Origin of the sequence: Streptomyces sp. NPDC051064, from assembly GCF_044455985.1 — a bacterium.
Taxonomy (GTDB): Bacteria; Actinomycetota; Actinomycetes; order Streptomycetales; family Streptomycetaceae; genus Streptomyces.
In genome coordinates, this window is the sequence record NZ_JBITFK010000005.1 from 189,292 (window position 1) to 206,030 (window position 16,739).

The 16,739-nt window shown below is 70.2% G+C and carries 15 protein-coding genes; 10 read left to right on the plus strand and 5 right to left on the minus strand.

Annotation, left to right across the window (positions count from 1 at the left end; all coding sequences use genetic code 11):
• Positions 1-176 precede the first annotated feature (176 nt).
• From ACIBCU_RS19055 to ACIBCU_RS19075, 5 genes are all read left to right on the plus strand, one after another.
• A complete protein-coding gene (locus ACIBCU_RS19055; protein ID WP_399232559.1) occupies positions 177-959 on the plus strand; it encodes a hypothetical protein in 783 nt (260 codons plus the stop codon).
• 64 nt (positions 960-1,023) lie between these two features.
• Positions 1,024-1,662 carry a class F sortase gene (locus ACIBCU_RS19060; RefSeq protein ID WP_399232561.1) on the plus strand — a complete coding sequence of 213 codons (639 nt, stop codon included), beginning with the start codon at positions 1,024-1,026 and terminating at the stop codon, positions 1,660-1,662.
• Between the two features lie 110 nt (positions 1,663-1,772).
• Positions 1,773-2,441, plus strand: a complete 669-nt coding sequence (lepB, locus tag ACIBCU_RS19065) for a signal peptidase I (RefSeq protein WP_362939038.1) — start codon at positions 1,773-1,775, stop codon at positions 2,439-2,441.
• 17 nt (positions 2,442-2,458) lie between these two features.
• Positions 2,459-3,292: a Scr1 family TA system antitoxin-like transcriptional regulator gene (locus ACIBCU_RS19070; protein ID WP_399232563.1), complete on the plus strand. Its 834-nt coding sequence runs from the start codon at positions 2,459-2,461 to the stop codon at positions 3,290-3,292.
• Positions 3,289-3,495: a DUF397 domain-containing protein gene (locus tag ACIBCU_RS19075; RefSeq protein ID WP_362939044.1), complete on the plus strand. Its 207-nt coding sequence runs from the start codon at positions 3,289-3,291 to the stop codon at positions 3,493-3,495. Before ACIBCU_RS19070 ends, ACIBCU_RS19075 begins: the two co-directional genes overlap by 4 nt.
• A gap of 12 nt (positions 3,496-3,507) precedes the next feature.
• On the opposite strand, the gene ACIBCU_RS19080 is transcribed toward ACIBCU_RS19075, so the two are convergent.
• The 5 genes from ACIBCU_RS19080 to yicI all read right to left on the minus strand — a co-directional run bounded on the left by ACIBCU_RS19080 (position 3,508) and on the right by yicI (position 10,487).
• Positions 3,508-3,729, minus strand: coding sequence for a hypothetical protein (locus tag ACIBCU_RS19080; protein ID WP_399232566.1), 222 nt, complete (start codon positions 3,727-3,729; stop codon positions 3,508-3,510).
• A gap of 14 nt (positions 3,730-3,743) precedes the next feature.
• Positions 3,744-4,652: a TetR family transcriptional regulator C-terminal domain-containing protein gene (locus ACIBCU_RS19085; RefSeq protein WP_362939050.1), complete on the minus strand. Its 909-nt coding sequence runs from the start codon at positions 4,650-4,652 to the stop codon at positions 3,744-3,746.
• 70 nt (positions 4,653-4,722) lie between these two features.
• Positions 4,723-5,346, minus strand: coding sequence for a histidine phosphatase family protein (locus ACIBCU_RS19090; protein ID WP_362939052.1), 624 nt, complete (start codon positions 5,344-5,346; stop codon positions 4,723-4,725).
• A 136-nt stretch (positions 5,347-5,482) separates the two neighbouring features.
• Positions 5,483-7,909: a SpoIIE family protein phosphatase gene (locus ACIBCU_RS19095; RefSeq protein ID WP_399232569.1), complete on the minus strand. Its 2,427-nt coding sequence runs from the start codon at positions 7,907-7,909 to the stop codon at positions 5,483-5,485.
• Between the two features lie 340 nt (positions 7,910-8,249).
• The gene (gene yicI / locus ACIBCU_RS19100; RefSeq protein ID WP_399232571.1) at positions 8,250-10,487 is read right to left on the minus strand and encodes an alpha-xylosidase; all 2,238 of its coding nucleotides are present in this window, start codon (positions 10,485-10,487) and stop codon (positions 8,250-8,252) included.
• Between the two features lie 321 nt (positions 10,488-10,808).
• Here yicI and xylA point away from each other — a divergent pair, with 321 nt between their 5' ends.
• The 5 genes from xylA to ACIBCU_RS19125 all read left to right on the plus strand — a co-directional run bounded on the left by xylA (position 10,809) and on the right by ACIBCU_RS19125 (position 16,632).
• Complete coding sequence (gene xylA, locus ACIBCU_RS19105; RefSeq protein ID WP_399232573.1) at positions 10,809-11,978, plus strand: xylose isomerase; 1,170 nt, start codon at positions 10,809-10,811, stop codon at positions 11,976-11,978.
• A gap of 159 nt (positions 11,979-12,137) precedes the next feature.
• Positions 12,138-13,400, plus strand: coding sequence for an ABC transporter substrate-binding protein (locus ACIBCU_RS19110; RefSeq protein ID WP_399232575.1), 1,263 nt, complete (start codon positions 12,138-12,140; stop codon positions 13,398-13,400).
• An 11-nt stretch (positions 13,401-13,411) separates the two neighbouring features.
• Positions 13,412-14,383, plus strand: a complete 972-nt coding sequence (locus ACIBCU_RS19115) for a sugar ABC transporter permease (protein ID WP_362942145.1) — start codon at positions 13,412-13,414, stop codon at positions 14,381-14,383.
• A 5-nt stretch (positions 14,384-14,388) separates the two neighbouring features.
• Entirely contained in the window at positions 14,389-15,243 is an 855-nt protein-coding gene (locus ACIBCU_RS19120) for a carbohydrate ABC transporter permease (RefSeq protein ID WP_393764496.1), read from the plus strand.
• A 9-nt stretch (positions 15,244-15,252) separates the two neighbouring features.
• Complete coding sequence (locus ACIBCU_RS19125) at positions 15,253-16,632, plus strand: GH1 family beta-glucosidase (protein ID WP_362942139.1); 1,380 nt, start codon at positions 15,253-15,255, stop codon at positions 16,630-16,632.
• The last annotated feature ends 107 nt before the right edge of the window (positions 16,633-16,739 follow it).

A 16,739-nucleotide genomic window follows, 5' to 3' on the forward strand; every position in this document is an offset into this window, starting at 1 on the left:
CCCTTTTCCGGGTTCTCGGACGGCTTCCACCTGGGGATTCGCTGACCACTATCGGCTAGTCAGGGTACTTTTGGGCGTTTTTACGGTGTCCCGACACACTCTTTTGACGATCCATGTCATTTCTTAGGCGATCAGGTGATCAGTACGACAATCATCTCGGCTTGAAGGAGCCCAGCATGCGCATTTCCACTCCCGTCCGGTCCCGCACCATCCGCAGGGGCACCAAGGTCGCCGCCGCGGTCGCCGTCGCCGGTGCCGCCCTGGGGGCCGGGGCCCCGGCCGCATTCGCCGTCGGCGAGAGCGGCGACATCGACATCCGTTCCGTCAGCTGGCACTCGCGCGGTGACCGTGACGGCGTCGAGGTCTGCAAGTTCGTGCTCGTGGCCAACAACTTCGAGACGTTGGAGTCCGTCACCTGGACGATCACCGAGAAGCCTCTGGGCACCCCCCCGAACACGCTCACGGCCACCCTCCCGCTCGTCGACGGCAAGGCCCGCAGCCAGGAGTACCTCCTCCCGGAGGGCACGTACCAGCTCCAGTGGCCGACAGGGATCACCCCCATCCCGCCCCTGAAGAACAAGAGCTTCGAGGTCGACTGCTCCCGGCCCGGCCGGGGCGGCGGGCAGGGCGGCAACGGTGGGAATGGTGAGGGCCGTGGTTCGTCCGAGACGGGCGGCCAGGCGGACAAGAGCTCCGAGAAGGGCGGCCAGGCGGACATGAGCTCCGAGACGGGCGGCCAGGCGGACAAGAGCTCCGAGAAGGGCGCCGACGCGATCTACGAGAAGCCGTCCGGCGCGGTGCCGGCCGGTGGCGGCGGCGTCCCGGACATGGAGAGCGTCAGCTCCGAGAGCGAGTCGAACGTCGGCGCCTCAGCCGCGCTGGTCGCCGGTGCCGCCGGTATCGCGGGGCTGATCATGGTCCGTCGATCCGCGCGCCGCCGTGCCCGCAACGAGGCATAACCCGCGCGGCCGACGGCGACGACGGGGACCGAGCCGTGCATGCCGGCTCACGATCACCCTGTGCGTGACCTTCTCGCTGGTGACCGGCGTCGTGTGGGCGAGTTCCGACTCGCCGGAGGACGCCTCGTCGGTCACCGCCGCCCGCGGCAGCGACGCCGCGGGCGGCGGGGCACCGCCGTTCAGGAGGGCACCGCACAAGCCGCAGAATGCGGTGCCCGCATCGCACGCCCCGCTGGTGCACTCCCGGCCGGTGAAGGTCGCCATCCCCGCGATCTTCATCGAAGCCCCGGTAACCGGCCTCACCCTCGACAAGAAGGGCAGGCTCGGCGCCCCGCCGCTGAGCAAGCCCAAGCTGGTCGGGTGGTACCGGAAGGGCCCGTCCCCCGGAGAGGCGGGAACCTCACTGCTCGTCGGTCACCGGGACACCGCGACCGGGCCGGCGATCTTCCTCAATCTCAACGCCCTTCGCCGCGGGGACACCGTGAAGGTCACCCGGACGGACAAGCGGACCGCGGTCTTCACCGTTGACGAGGTGAAGACCTACACGAAGGGCGAGTTCCCCGATGACAAGGTGTACGGGGCCACCGGCCGTCCGGAGCTCAGGCTCCTGACGTGCGGCGGGCGCTTCGACAAGAAGAACGGCTACTCCGCCAACGTCGTCGTCTTCGCCCATCTCACTTCTCTGAAGAAGAAGGCGGCCTGAAACCGGGCACGCCGCGCGGAACCGGCCGGTACCTCGGGGGCGAGGTACCGGCCGTCCGCCGTTGCGCTAATCTCCCCGCACGCACGTACACACGTGCGAAGGGGGGACGTATGAGCCGGGCGGGACGAGGGCTGCGACGTGCCGCCTGGGCCTCGGGCGCCATCGGGGCACTGCTACTTGTGGCCCCCGTGGTGCTGTTCGCGACGGGCTACACGTCGGCGGAGGTGTCCGGCAGTTCCATGGAGCCGACGTACTCCATCGGCGAGCGCGTCGTCCTCCAGCGGATCGACGCGGATGAGGTACGGCGTGGGGACGTGGTCCTGTACCGCATGCCGGAGCGCTACCAGGGCCTGGCCACGCTCGGACGCGTGATCGGCGTCGGTGGCGACCGACTCGCACAACAGCCGGGCGCACCCCTCACCTTGAACGGCACCACGCTCACCGAGCCGTACGTCAAGGACGGCGATCCGTCCGGCATGACGTCCGGTTACGACGTGGTGGTCCCCGAGGGACGCCTCTTCGTGCTCGGCGACTTCCGCGCCAACGCCAGGGATTCCCGCTTCTTCCTGGACGACCGGTCGGGCACCGTGCCGTCGACGACCGTTGTGGCACGGGCCCTTGACGACCGAAGCGGCCCCGTGAGGCTGGGGGTGACGATGCTGCTCGGTCTGCTGCTGCTCGTCGCCGCACTCGTGTCGGGGATCGCCGCACGGGGGAAGCGTCGGCCCCCACCCGTCCGGGTGACGCACACAGATACCTGGCATACCGGGGCGGGGTAGCCGATACCTTCCGCAGCATGCCGCTGCCGAAGGACCTGGACCCGTACGCAAACCCCCGTGCCTTCTACGGCGCGGAGCTGCGCCGCCTGCGCGAGGCGGCGGGGCTGTCGCAGAACGATCTGGGCGAGCGGGTCTTCTGCTCGGGCACCTACATCGGGCTCTTCGAGGCGGGCGAGCGGCGCCCGCAGGAGGAGATCTCACGCGCGCTGGACGAGGTGCTGGGCAGCGGCGAGCACCTCCAGCGGCTGTGCCGGCTGGCGCGTACGTCGAAGGTGGCGGGGTACTTCGCGGATGCCGCCGAGCTGCAGTTGCAGGCCTCGTCCATCGGAAGTTTCAACTCGATGCTCGTCCTGGGCCTCCTGCAGACGGAGTCCTACGCGCGGGCACTCACCCGGTCCGCCCACCCGTTCGCCGCCCAGGAGGTCATCGAAGGGCACGTCCGCACCAGGATGGAGCGGACGTCCCTCCTCGACTCGCCCACTGCGCCCGTGCTCTGGATGGTGATTCACGAAGCCGCCTTGCTCGTGCCGGTGGGCGGGCAAGCCGTGATGGCCGAGCAGCTCAACCACCTCGCCGAACAGGCCGCGTCTCGCCCGCGGCTCATCACTCAGGTGCTCCCGTTCTCATCCGGGGCCCACCCCCTGCTCCATGCGTCGATGACTCTGATGCAGTTCACCGAGGCACCTGCCGTCGTCTACACGGAGGCGGCGTACAGCGGTCAACTCGTCGAAGAGCCCGTGCTGGTGGAGCAGCACAGCTCCGCCTACGATCTGGCCAGGGCTGCCGCGTTGTCGCCGGAGGCGTCCCTGGACCGGATCGCCTCGGCGGCGAAGGAGTTCCTGACGCCATGACCACCACGCCCGATCTGAGTACAGCTGCCTGGCGCAAGGCGTCGTACAGCAATGGTGACGGCGGCGAGTGCGTCGAGGTCGCCGACGGCTTCCCCGGTCTCGTCCCCGTCCGTGACAGCAAGGCCCCCGATGGCCCCGCGCTCGTCTTCACCGCCGCTCACTGGGCCTCGTTCGTCGGCGCCTTCAGGAACGGCTCCCTCTGACGGGGCCGCCCGTCACTCCTCGCCGGGAGGACGTCGGTTGATGTTCACGGTCACGTGGATGCCACCGGCGACAGCACCGCCGGCGACTCCCGCCGCCGCGGCGGCCTCGGCGTGGCCGGTGAGCGCCAGGACGACGGCGCCGATGACGGACACCAGGCCGGTGACGGCGGCGAGCCGTCCAGGACCACGCGCGTCGGTTCCGGGTTCCGCCGGGGTGCGGTCGGTGGATGTCATGGGTTCGTCTCTCCTCACAGCGCGTCACGTCCCAGCCTCGCGTGGACGGCCTGCTCCAAAGTGAGTCCGTCCGAGTCCCCGGCCGGCTCCAGGAAGCCGTGGATCACCGCGAGGGCGACCGTGCCCATCAGGGAGCGCTCCCGTTCCGGGTCGACGACCCCGGCGTGCGGGTCACCGATGGAGCGCAGGATCACGCCGTCCGTGGCGGCGGACAGGGCGTTCGCGAGATCGTCGAGGCCGAGCCCCGCCCGTAACCGCAGGCCCCGTGCCTGGAGGACCTCGGCGTAGACCTGTTTCCAGGAGGAGAGGTAGCCCCGGTACGTCTCGGTGAGGGCCCGCTGGACCGTGTCGTCGCCGTCGGCGAGCACCATCAGGGCGAGGCTGAGCCGGACGGACGGCATGCGGGCGCTCTCGGCGGTGTGCTGGTAGGCCGTTTCGTGGACAGCCTGGACGAAGTCCTCACCTGCGACGAGCCTCCTGGTGGTGACTGCCCTCTGCTCCAGGTATCCGGGGTGGTAATTCGTCGGCCACATGGCGAAGTTGATCAGGTCGGCGACGAAGTCCGACTGTGACCGCCATGTGGTCCGCAGCCTCGGTACGCCGCCCCGACGGGGGAACGGGGGCGGGTTCTCGGCGACCGCTGCCGCGACCGCCCGCTGGGAGAGGAATCCCAGCAGGGGGCGTTCGAGCGAGTGCCTGTTCCCGGTGGCGGCGGCGCTCCGCACCGCCCCGGGCCCCAGGTGCTGCTGGATCAGCCGCATGCCCGCGGCCAGATAGCCGGCGGTGCCCAGGCTGTTCGCGAGCTTCTTCCGGCCGGTGGCCGTGATCCTGCTGAGGTGCCGCAGGACATGGGAGATGTCCTGGTCGTAGGGGTGGGGCAGGTGGCTCTTGTGCGCGATGTGCGGCTCGTTGGAGTTGTCCACCCCTCGATGCTGGCGTCACGTCCCCGTTCGGGGCTAGGTGCGCACCCGCGCGAAATTTCCCCGCTCCTGCTCAGTCGATGGCGTTGAACAGCCTTTCCGGCAGCGCCATGTTCAGCGCCGTCACGACCGGCTTGCCGTGTTCCGTGCCGAGGCGGGAGACCGCGCCCGTGGCGAGCTGGAAGAGCTCCCCGCTCGCGGGGGTCAGCCGCAGGTAGCGCGCGGTGAGCACGCGCAGGAAGTGCGAGTGGGCGACCAGCGCGATGTCCGCCTCGCCGAGACGGGACGCCGCCGCGCGGACCTCTGCCAGGATCCGGTCCGCCCGGTCGCCGATCTCCTTCGGGCTCTCCCCCGGGTGCTCCTCGGGGCCGGGCGCGACGCCGTCGGTCCAGAGGTTCCAGTCGGGGCGGGTGCGGCGGATCTCGACCGTGGTGATGCCCTCGTACGCCCCGTAGTCCCACTCCCGCAGGTCCGGTGTCTCGCGGGGTGCGGGCAGACCCGCCAGTTCGGCGGTGCGGCGGGCGCGGAGGTAGGGGCTGACCAGGGTGAGCCCGATCTCGCGTTCGGCGAGGAGCGGGACGAGGGCGCGGGCCTGGCGTTCACCGAGTTCGGTGAGGGGCAGGTCGGTCCAGCTCGTGTGCTGCCCGGACCGGGACCACTCGGTCTCGCCGTGCCTGATCAGGATCAACTCGCCCATGGATGCTTCCGCTCTCTGTGCCGTACTCGTGCGTATGTACCGCAAGTGCCAACCTGCCGGCCCACGATCGCATTCCGCCCGGTCCGCTGCGGCGCGGCTCGCCCCGGCCGGGCGGTCTCCGTACGGCCGTTCACCGTCAGGTGCCGGGGAGGCTCTGCTCGGCCCAGATGGTCTTGCCGGTGTACGTGTGGCGGGTGCCCCAGTCCTGCGTGAGCTGGGCGACCAGGAGCAGTCCGCGGCCGCCCTCGTCGAAGGTGCGGGCCCGGCGCAGGTGAGGGGCGGTGCTGCTGGTGTCGGAAACCTCGCAGATCAGGTTGCTGTTGCGGATCAGCCGGAGCTGGATGGGGGCGGCGCCGTAGCGGATGGCGTTGGTGACCAGTTCGCTGACGACCAGCTCGGTGACCATCGCCGCTTCGTCCAGACCCCAGGCGGCCAGCTGGCGGCACGCGTTCCTCCGGGCCTCGGCGACGGAGACGGCGTCGCACGGCACGTCCCAGGTGGCGACGTGGGAGGCGCCCAGGGCGCGCGTACGGGCTATCAGCAGTGCCACGTCATCGGCGGGGCGGTCCGGGAGAAGCTCCTGGAGGACGGTGTCGCAGGTCGCCTCCAGCGACGGGCCGGACCGGGCCAGCACATCGCGCAGCGTGTCGATGCCTTCGTCGATGTCGCGGCCACGGGCTTCGACGAGACCGTCGGTGTACAGGGCGAGGACGCTTCCTTCGGGCAGCTCCAGCTCGGTGGCTTCGAAGGGCAGGCCGCCGAGTCCGAGGAGCGGGCCCGCTGGAACGTCGAGAAACTCCACGGCGCCGCCCTGGGCCACCAGGGCGGGTACGGGGTGGCCCGCGCGCGCCAGGGTGCAGAGCCGGGAGACCGGGTCGTAGACGGCGTACAGGCAGGTGGCGCCGAAGACGCCGGAGGGGCCCTCCGTGCTGTCGGCCTCGGCGGACAGGTGGATGACGAAATCGTCCAGATGGGTGAGCAGCTCGTCGGGCGGGAGGTCGACGTCGGCCAGCGTGCGTACGACGGTGCGCAGCCGTGCCATCGCTGCCGAGGCCTGGATACCGTGGCCGACCACGTCGCCGACCACGAGGGCGACCCGGGCGCCCGAGAGCGGGATCACGTCGAACCAGTCCCCTCCGACCCCGGCACGCGGGCTGGCAGGCAGGTAGCGGGTGGCGACCTCGACGGCGGCCTGCCGGGGCGGCCGCTGTGGAAGAAGACTGCTCTGCAGGGTGAGGGCGGTCAGGTGCTCATGAGCGTAGCGACGGGCGTTGTCGATGCACACCGCGGCCCTGGCGGTGATCTCCTCGCTCAGGAGCAGATCGTCCTGTGTGAAGGGTTCCGGGCGCCGGTGGCGGGAGAAGGTGGCCACGCCCAGGGTGATGCCCCGGGCATGCATGGGCACGGCCAGCACCGAGTGGAAGCCGTACCGCCGCATCCGCTCGGCCCGCTCCGGGGATTTGCTCTCCCATGCGGCCATCTTGTCGGCGGTCACTGCCTGGATCAGCGGCCGGCCCGTGGCCAGACACTCGGCCGCGGGTGAGGCGTCCGGGTAGACGGCCACCGTTCCCTGCGGGACCACGGCCTCGGGGCAGCCCTCCAGGACGGACCGGCTGGCGGCCCGGCGCAGCATGATGGGGCTGCTCGGCGCGCCGACGGGCGGGTCCTCGCCGCTTTCGATGGAGGGGAGCAGGTCGACGGTGGCGAAGTCCGCAAGCTGGGGGACGGCCACGTCGGCGAGCTCCTGCGCGGTGCGCGCGAGATCCAGGGTGCTGCCGATCCGGCGGCTGGCTTCGTTGAGCAGGACCAGACGCTCCCCGGCCAGATGCGCCTCGGTCACGTCGTACGCGGAGAGAAGGACCCCCCGCACCCCTACCCCGGCGTCCCGCAGAGGGACGAGCGAGACCGACCAGACGGTCTCGGCCTCATAGCCCGCCAGGCAGAGCGTCACTTGCGTCTGCTGCGGTTCGCCGGTTTCCAGCGCCCGGCGCATGTCCACTTCCACCTCGGCGGACTGCGGGGCGAACACGATCTCCGAGACGCGCAGACCCCGTATCACCTCCTCGGGGAGACCGAGCACGCGTTCCATTTCCGCGTTCGCCCGCCGTAGCCGCAGGTCGGCGTCGTAGAGCGCCATCGCGGACCGGGACTGTGTGAAGGCCCCCATCATCAACGCGTCGTCCTCCGAGGGCGACGCCGGGCGGGCCTGAGGGGCCACCAGGAACCACTCCCCGCCGGGGCTGCCCTCGCCGTCCGGCTCACGGCGGTGGCCCAGCACCGTCACGGCGATACGGCGGCCGTCCTGGTGGACGAGCGTCACCGTCCCGTTCCACCGCGCCAGCGTCTTGAGGGAACGCAGCGTCTCGGCAGGCGGCTCTCCGTCGATCAGCCCGAGCGCGGACCTGCCGACGACCTCGGCGGACGGGTATCCGAGCAGCCGGTGCGCTCCCTCGCTCCATCCGGTGACGATGCCGCGCGCGTCCACGGTGGCTCTGGCCGCGTCCGCGGCGGGATCGTCCGGCCACATCTCCCGGTCGTCCCGGGCGGCTCCCGGTCCCGTCATCGCATCCATCTCGCCCTCGCCTCGGTCTCTCCACCATGGGCCGACGTCTGGCCAGGGGCAACCGATGGCTGAAACCGCACAAAGCCTTTCCCGCGCGGGTCAGCGAGCGAGGCGCCGCCGTGCCTGTCACCGGCGTGGGGACGTGGCTGGACCCCGCCGACCGGGCCGGGAGGGGCTGCGGCGAGGGCCGGCGGCGGTCCCGGCCTCGGGCGGCGGCCGCTCACCGGGCCCGACTCGTACAGAACGGGACGCGACACGGGCGGGACGCCCGGCGGCCGGACCGCCTTCCTCCCGGCGGTCCGGCCGTCTGCCCGGGGGCGGGCTCAGGGGCTGACGGCCGTCAGGCCGGTTCGCCGACGACCGTGACCGTGTACGGCCGGTCCGTGTCCGTCGTGACGCGGACCTCGCCGCCCTCGCGGACCACCTCGTAGGTCGCCGCCACCGCGCCCGTGCGGTCGGGGACGGTCACCGTGCGGGTGAAGTCGCCCGTCCCGGCGGGGGCGAAGACGCGGAGTTCGAGGCCGTCGAGCCACTCGCCGTCCGGGCGGGTCTCGTCCGCGCCGAGCGCCAGGACCGCGCCCTGGCGGACCAGCAGGGGCAGGCTGTCGAAGCCGTGGGTCTCGCGGCGCCAGGCGGGGCCGGTGACCGTGTCGCCGGTCAGCAGGTGGGTCCAGGTGCCCTCGGGCACGTAGTACTCGACCTCACCGTCGTCGGTGAAGACCGGGGCGACCAGGACGTCCGGGCCCAGGAGGTACTCGCGGTCCGCCGTGCGGGCCGTCGGGTCGTCCGGGAACTCCAGCAGCAGGGGGCGCATCGTCGGGACGCCCGTGCGGTGGGCCTCGACGGCCACGCCGTAGAGGTACGGCATGAGGCGGTGCTTGAGGCGCGTGAACTGCCGGGCCACGTCCACCGCTTCGTCACCGAACTCCCACGGCACGCGGTACGACGACGAGCCGTGCAGCCGGCTGTGCGAGGAGAGCAGGCCGAAGGCGAGCCAGCGCTTGAAGACGGCCGGGTCGGGGGTGCCCTCGAAGCCGCCGATGTCGTGGCTCCAGAAGCCGAAGCCGGACAGCGACAGGGAGAGACCGCCGCGCAGGGACTCCGCCATGGCCTCGAAGGAGGACCAGCAGTCGCCGCCCCAGTGCACCGGGTACTGCTGGCCGCCGGCGGTGGCCGAGCGGGCGAAGAGGACGGCCTCGCCCTGGCCGCGCTCCTTCTCCAGGAGCTCGAAGACGGCCTTGTTGTAGAGGTGCGTGTAGTAGTTGTGCATGCGCTCCTGGTCGGAGCCGTCGTGCCAGACGACGTCCGTGGGGATGCGCTCGCCGAAGTCGGTCTTGAAGCCGTCGACGCCCTGGTCGAGGAGGCCCTTGAGCTTGCTCTGGAACCAGGCGGTGGCCTCGGGGTTGGTGAAGTCGACCAGCGCCATGCCGGCCTGCCACTTGTCCCACTGCCAGATGTCGCCGTCGGGGGTGAGGACGAAGTAGCCCTCGCGCGCGCCTTCCTCGTACAGGGCGCTCTTCTGCCCGATGTACGGGTTGATCCAGACGCAGATCTTCAGGCCCTTGTCCTTGAGCCGGGCGATCATGCCCTCCGGGTCGGGGAAGACGGCCGGATCCCACTCGAAGTCGCACCACTGGTATTCGCGCATCCAGAAGCAGTCGAAGTGGAAGACGCTCAGCGGGATTCCGCGCTCGGCCATGCCGTCGACGAAGGAGGTGACGGTGGCCTCGTCGTACGACGTGGTGAAGGAGGTGGTCAGCCAGAGGCCGAACGACCACGCGGGAGGCAGGGCGGGGAGGCCGGTGAGGGCGGCGTAGCGGGAGAGGACGTCCTTCGGGGTGGGCCCCGCGATGACGAAGTACTCCAGCGTCTGGTCCTCGACGCTGAACTGCACCTGGCCGACGGCCTCGGAGCCCACCTCGAAGGAGACCTTGCCGGGGTGGTTGACGAAGACGCCGTAGCCGCGTGAGGAGAGGTAGAACGGGATGTTCTTGTACGCCTGCTCGCTGCTGGTGCCGCCGTCGGCCTGCCACATGTCGACGGTCTGGCCGTTCTTCACGTACGGCGTGAAGCGCTCGCCGAGGCCGTGGACGGTCTCGCCGACGCCCAGGGCGAGTTGGGCGAACATGTGGTGGCTGCCGTCGTCGACGGTGGCGAACGCGCTGCCCTTGCGGCCGGCGGAGGTCAGGACCCGGCCGTCCGCGTCGAGGAACTCCAGTCCGAAGGTGCCTTCGGTGGGCAACCGCAGGGTGAGCGGGCCGCTGGTCAGCTCGGCGCTCGCGCCCTCGGTACGGGTGGTGGCGGCGGACTGCGGGGCGGCGCCCGGCAGTTCGAAGTCGGGACCCTTGCGGCGCTTGCCGGCGTGGTGGGTGAGGCGCACCGCGATGACACCTTCGGCCGGCGCGTGGGCCTCCACGGTGATCAGCGGAGCGTTCAGGGTGTCGCCGCGGCGCTCGACGCGCTTGACGGCGGCGTAGGCGGCGAGACGGTCGTCGTCGAGGCGGACATCGCGGACTTCCGTGGCGTACGAGGCGTGCACACCACTGCGCATCTGCCAGAAACCGTCGGTGAACTTCATGGGGGTGGTCCTTAGCCGATCCGGGGGTGCTGGGCGGGACGTCAGGGCGCCTGCGGCGAGCGCGGCTGCGGGTCCTCGATTTTGATCGTACACAAAACAAATTTGGCCGAGAAGGGCGGTGGACAGCAGGAATTCCCGTATTGCCCGGGAAACCGAACCATGGGGCAGCGGCCCGGACCTGCCATGTTGGCGCCACGTAACTGACACGTCACGGAAATGGCCTAGAAACGGTTGGCTGGATGGCGTATTAGTACTGCAAGCAAACAAATTGGCCGCCGGCGGAGCTGTCGGCGGGCCTGACATCGAGCAAGAGGCTGTGCAATGTCGGACCGCTTCACCCCCACTCCCGCGGACAGGTTCACCTTCGGTCTCTGGACCGTGGGCTGGCGTGGCAACGACCCGTTCGGTGAGCCGACGCGTCCCGCGCTGGACCCGGTCGAGTCCGTGGAACGGCTCGCGGAGCTCGGTGCGCACGGTGTGACGTTCCATGACGACGACCTGATCCCGTTCGGGTCCTCCGAGGCCGAGCGTGCCCGGCTGATCGGCCGGTTCAAGGACGCGCTGGAGCGCACCGGGATGAAGGTCCCGATGGCCACGACCAACCTGTTCACGCACCCGGTGTTCAAGGACGGCGGTTTCACCTCCAACGACCGTGACGTACGCCGTTTCGCGCTGCGCAAGGTCATGCGCAACATCGACCTGGCCGCGGAGCTCGGCGCCACCACCTACGTCGCCTGGGGCGGGCGCGAGGGCGCGGAGTCCGGCGGCGCCAAGGACGTGCGTGTCGCCCTGGACCGGATGAAGGAGGCCTTCGACCTGCTGGGCGACTACGTCACCGAGCAGGGCTACGACCTGCGCTTCGCGATCGAGCCCAAGCCCAACGAGCCCCGCGGTGACATCCTCCTGCCCACGATCGGGCACGCGCTGGCCTTCATCGAGCGCCTCGAGCGCCCCGAGATGGTCGGCGTGAACCCCGAGACCGGCCACGAGCAGATGGCCGGCCTGAACTTCCCCCACGGCATCGCCCAGGCCCTGTGGGCCGGCAAGCTCTTCCACATCGACCTCAACGGCCAGTCCGGCATCAAGTACGACCAGGACTTCCGCTTCGGCGCCGGCGACCTGCGCCAGGCGTTCTGGCTCGTCGACCTGCTCGAGACCTCCGACTACACCGGGTCCCTGCACTTCGACTTCAAGCCCGTACGCACCGACGGCATCGACGGGGTGTGGGAGTCCGCGAAGAACTGCATGCGCAACTACCTCATCCTCAAGGAGCGCGCCGCCGCCTTCCGCGCCGACCCCGCCGTCCAGGAGGCCCTGACCGCCTCCCGCCTCGACGAACTCGCCCGCCCCACCGCCGCCGACGGCCTCAAGGCCCTCCTCGCCGACCGCACCGCCTACGAGGACTTCGACGCGACCGCCGCAGCCGAACGCTCCATGGCCTTCGAAGCCCTCGACCAGCTCGCCATGGAACACCTCCTCGGCGTCCGCTGACCCACCCCCGGGGCCCGGCCGACCGGCCGGGCACCCCGCCCCTCACCCGCCGTGGCACCGCCGTGGCACCGCCGGATCCTCGCAGGGGCTTGACGAGCAGCCCGTGGGAGCGTTCCCATGAGCAGGCCCCGCCCCCCCTCTCACCGCAAGGGCACCACCGTGACAGAACCTTCCCCCGACGGGCGGACCGGACGCCGCACCCGTCGCAACAGGCGGATCGTCGTCCCTCTCACCGTCGTCTCCGCGATCGTCGCCGGCACCGTTCTGTCGGGGTGCGGCCAGCAGCGGGACGACGACGTCTACACCGTCATGAACTCCTCGACCGACGAGTCGTACCACCGCTGGGACGGTGACACCCTCGAGCGCTGCAGCAAGGAGCTCGGGATCACCATCGAGCAGCAGAGCGTGCCGGCCGCGCAGCTGATGACGAAGGCGCTGCGCATGGCGTCCTCGAAGTCGCTGCCGGACGTCCTCCAGCTGGACGCCTCCGAGATGCCGACCTTCGCCGACGCCGGTGGTCTGATCCCGCTGAAGGACCTCGGGCTGACGACGACGGACATACCCGAAGGGATCGTCGACTTCGGTTCGTTCGACGGGGAGTACTACGGGGCGGCGCGCACGGTGAACACCCTGGCGCTGTTCTACAACAAGGACACCCTCGACAAGGCCGGCCTGAAGGTGCCCACCACCTGGGCCGAGATGCAGGCGACGGCCAAGAAGCTGACCCAGGGCAAGCGCTACGGCCTGGCGCTGAGCGCGGGCGGCGCGGAGGACGGCGTCTTCCAGTTCACCCCGTTCATGTGGTCCAACGGCGGTGACGAGTCGAAGCTCGACACCCCCGAGGTGGCCGGGGCGCTCGACTACTGGAAGGCGCTCCTGAAGGACGGCTCGCTCTCCAAGTCGACGGTCAACTGGACCCAGGCCGATGTGAACGACCAGTTCATGGCCGGCAACGCGGCCATGATGATCAACGGCCCGTGGCAGGTCGAGACGCTGAACTCCAAGAAGGGGCTCAACTGGGGCATCGCCGAGATCCCGGTGCCCGAGGCGGGCGACGACTCGGTCGGCCCGCTGGGCGGCGGTGTGCTCACCGTGCCCAACACCGGCGACACCGAGCGCGAGAAGAAGGCTGCCGAGATCATCGGCTGCATGTCGGGCGAGCAGGAGGAGATCTCCTACGCCATCAACAGCTGGATGGTCCCGGCCAACACCAAGGCGGCCGACATCTGGCGGAGGAAGACCCCCGAACTGGCGGCGCTGGCCGACCAGGTCGCCACGGCCCGTTCACGTACCGCGAAGGTCGGCGCTCAGTGGTCGTCGGTGTCGCTCGCCCTGCAGAGCGCCTTTCAGTCCGCGCTCACCGGCGAGTCCAGCGAGGCCGCTCTGAAGCGTGCCCAGCAGCAGGTCACGAGCGGGAACTGAGGTAACGAACCATGTCATCCACCACAGCCTCAGCCGCCGCGCTGCCGGCCGACCCGAAGGCCCCCGCGGCCGGTGCGGTCAAGAAGCCCGTGAACCCGCGGAGCGCCAAGCGGCGCAAGTCGCTGGCCCAGTGGGGGTTCATCGCCCCCGCCGTGATCTTCATGGCGCTGTTCTTCGGCTACCCGCTCGTCCGCAACATCGTGATGAGCTTCCAGGACTACTCGCCGTCCACCTTCTTCACCGGCGAGGCGCCGTTCAACGGCACGGACAACTGGAGCAACGTCTTCAACGACGGGCTGTTCGGCAAGGCCCTCTGGCAGACGATCCTCTTCACCGTCGGATCGCTCGTCGGCCAGTTCTGCATCGGTCTCGCCCTCGCCGTCTTCTTCACCCGCCGCTTCCCGCTGAACGGGATCCTGCGCTCGCTGATCCTGCTGCCGTGGCTGGTCCCGATGGTGGTCTCCGGCATCGTCTGGCGACGCATCTTCGACCAGGACACCGGCGTCCTCAACTCCTTCCTGGGCACCGTCGGCCTCCCCGGTGACACGCCCTGGCTGACCAGCACGAGCATGGCGCTGATCTCGGTGATCCTGGTGAACATCTGGATCGGCATCCCGTTCAACATGGTGATCCTCTACGGCGGCCTCCAGGAGGTCCCGAAGGAGCTGAGCGAGGCCGCCGCGCTCGACGGCGCGTCCGCCTGGCGCACGTTCCGCTCGGTCACCCTGCCCATGCTCAAGCCCGTCATCACCGTGGTGCTGGTGCTCGGCTTCATGTCGACGGTCAAGATCCTCGACCTGGTCCTCGCCCTCACCGACGGCGGGCCCGCCGACTCCACGCAGACGCTCGGCACGCTCACGTACCAGAACTCCTTCGTCCAGATGGACTTCGGGGCCGGTGCCGTGGTCGGCAACATCCTGATCCTGATCTCCGCCGTCTTCGCGGTGTTCTACCTGCGGGTCAACCGCAACGAGGGGAAGTGACCGGCATGGCGACCACCACCCAGATCCCCGCCGCCCCGGCACCCGCCGTCCACCGGCCCAAGCGCCGCTGGGGTGCGACCGTCTTCGGCGTCGTCGTCCTCGCGGTCATGCTCTTCCCGCTGTACTGGATGATCAACACCGCGCTGCAGCCGGACGCGAGCCTGGTCGACGTGGGCCCGGTCCCGACCGGTGTCGACTTCTCCGGCTTCACCTCCGCCATCACGGAGCAGGGCGGCAACCTGCTGACCTCGCTGGCCGTGGCGCTCGGCGCCGTGGCCATCTGTCTGGCGATCTCCGCGCCGGCGGCGTACGGCCTGGCGCAGTTCAAACTGCGCGGCGGCAAGACGATCGTCTTCGGCACGCTCATCACCCAGATGGTGCCGGGCATCGTCATCGCCAACGCCCTGTACAGCGCGTACGTGGACCTCGGCCTGGTCAACTCCTACTTCGGCCTGATGCTGGCGGACGCCTCGCTGGGCATCCCCTTCGCGATCGTGCTGATGCGGTCGTTCATGGTGTCGATCCCGCGTGAGGTCATCGAGGCCGCCGAGGTGGACGGCGCGGGCCGCATCCGTACGTTCGTCCAGGTCGTCCTGCCGATGAGCCGCAACTCGCTGATCACCGCTGGGCTGTTCTCGTTCCTCTACGCGTGGAGCGACTTCATGTTCGCGCTCACGCTGAACACGACGGACGACGTCAAGCCGATCACCCTGGGCATCTACCAGTACATCGGGGCGCACGTCGGCGACTGGGGCTCGGTCATGGCCGCGTCCGTGCTCTCGGCGGTGCCCGCCGCGGTCCTCCTCGTCCTGTCCCAGAAGTACATCGCCGCCGGGATCACCGGCGGCTCGGTCAAGTAAAGGTTCTCCATGAGTGACTTCCCGGTCTTCCCGCCCGGTTTCGTCTTCGGCGCGGCCACGGCCTCGTACCAGATCGAGGGCGCCGTGGAGGAAGACGGCCGCGGCCCGTCCATCTGGGACACCTACAGCCACACGCCTGGACGGACGGACGGCGGCGACACGGGCGACGTGGCCTGCGACCACTACCACCGCTACCCGGAGGACGTGGCGCTGCTGCGCGACCTGGGCGTGGAGTCGTACCGCTTCTCCATCGCCTGGTCCCGCATCCAGGCCACGGGCAGCGGGGCGGTCAACCCGAAGGGGCTGGACTTCTACTCCCGGCTCGTCGACTCGCTCCTGGAGGCGGGGATCGAGCCGGCCGCCACCCTCTACCACTGGGACCTGCCGCAGGCCCTGGAGGACAAGGGCGGCTGGCGCGTACGGGAGACGGCGGAGCGCTTCGGCGAGTTCACGGCGATCATGGCCGAACACCTGGGCGACCGGGTGCCGCGCTGGATCACCCTCAACGAGCCCTGGTGCAGCGCGTTCCTCGGCTACTCCGTCGGCCGGCACGCGCCGGGCGCCAAGGAGGGCCGCGGGGCGCTGGCCGCCGCGCACCACCTGCTGGTCGGTCACGGCCACGCGATGAACGCGCTGCGCGCGGCGGGCGTCCGCGAGGCGGGCATCACGCTCAACCTGGACCGCAACGTCCCGGCCACCGAGTCGGACGCCGACCTCGCCGCGGTCGTCCGCGCGGACACCCAGCACAACCTGGTGTGGACCGAGCCGCTCCTCGCGGGCCGCTACCCGGCCACCGAGGAGGAGACCTGGGGCGAGCTCATCACCGGTCAGGACTTCCGCCGCGAGGGGGACCTGGAGCTGATCTCCCAGCCGATGGACTTCCTGGGCATCAACTACTACCGGCCGATCGTGGTCGCCGCCGCCCCGCACCGCGAGGCGGACCCGGCGCTGCGCGTGGCCACGGACAACCGCTACACGGAGGGCCAGTACCCGGACGTGCGGCGCACCGCCATGGGCTGGCCGGTCGTCCCGGAGTCGTTCACCGATCTGCTGACCGTGCTGAAGCAGACCTACGGCGACGCCCTGCCGCCGGTGCACATCACGGAGAACGGCTCGGCGGAGTTCGACAGCGTCGAGGCCGACGGTTCCATCCACGACGCGGACCGGGTGGAGTACCTGCGCACCCATCTGACGGCGCTGCGCGCGGCGATGGACGCCGGTGTCGACGTACGCGGGTACTACGTGTGGTCGCTGCTGGACAACTTCGAGTGGGCGCTGGGCTATGCGAAGCGGTTCGGGATCATCCGGGTCGACTACGACACCCTGGAGCGCACCCCGAAGGACAGCTACCGCTGGTATCAGCAGCTGATCGCGGCGCACAAGGCCTGACCGCACGGATACGGCTTGCGGGCCCGGGACGGTTGAACAGCCGTCCCGGGCCCGTGCGCTCTCTCCCGCGCACCGGTGCCGCCGGACGGTGCCTTAGCGAATCCCGG

Bases quoted from the DNA above. Each gene is read 5' to 3' on its own strand.
- ACIBCU_RS19055 (WP_399232559.1), top strand. From the start codon at position 177: ATGCGCATTTCCACTCCCGTCCGGTCCCGCACCATCCGCAGGGGCACC.
- ACIBCU_RS19070 (WP_399232563.1), top strand. From the start codon at position 2,459: ATGCCGCTGCCGAAGGACCTGGACCCGTACGCAAACCCCCGTGCCTTC.
- ACIBCU_RS19115 (WP_362942145.1), top strand. From the start codon at position 13,412: ATGTCATCCACCACAGCCTCAGCCGCCGCGCTGCCGGCCGACCCGAAG.
- yicI (WP_399232571.1), bottom strand. From the start codon at position 10,487: ATGAAGTTCACCGACGGTTTCTGGCAGATGCGCAGTGGTGTGCACGCC.
- lepB (WP_362939038.1), top strand. From the start codon at position 1,773: ATGAGCCGGGCGGGACGAGGGCTGCGACGTGCCGCCTGGGCCTCGGGC.
- ACIBCU_RS19120 (WP_393764496.1), top strand. From the start codon at position 14,389: ATGGCGACCACCACCCAGATCCCCGCCGCCCCGGCACCCGCCGTCCAC.
- ACIBCU_RS19125 (WP_362942139.1), top strand. From the start codon at position 15,253: ATGAGTGACTTCCCGGTCTTCCCGCCCGGTTTCGTCTTCGGCGCGGCC.
- ACIBCU_RS19080 (WP_399232566.1), bottom strand. From the start codon at position 3,729: ATGACATCCACCGACCGCACCCCGGCGGAACCCGGAACCGACGCGCGT.
- ACIBCU_RS19095 (WP_399232569.1), bottom strand. From the start codon at position 7,909: ATGACGGGACCGGGAGCCGCCCGGGACGACCGGGAGATGTGGCCGGAC.
- xylA (WP_399232573.1), top strand. From the start codon at position 10,809: ATGTCGGACCGCTTCACCCCCACTCCCGCGGACAGGTTCACCTTCGGT.
- ACIBCU_RS19075 (WP_362939044.1), top strand. From the start codon at position 3,289: ATGACCACCACGCCCGATCTGAGTACAGCTGCCTGGCGCAAGGCGTCG.
- ACIBCU_RS19090 (WP_362939052.1), bottom strand. From the start codon at position 5,346: ATGGGCGAGTTGATCCTGATCAGGCACGGCGAGACCGAGTGGTCCCGG.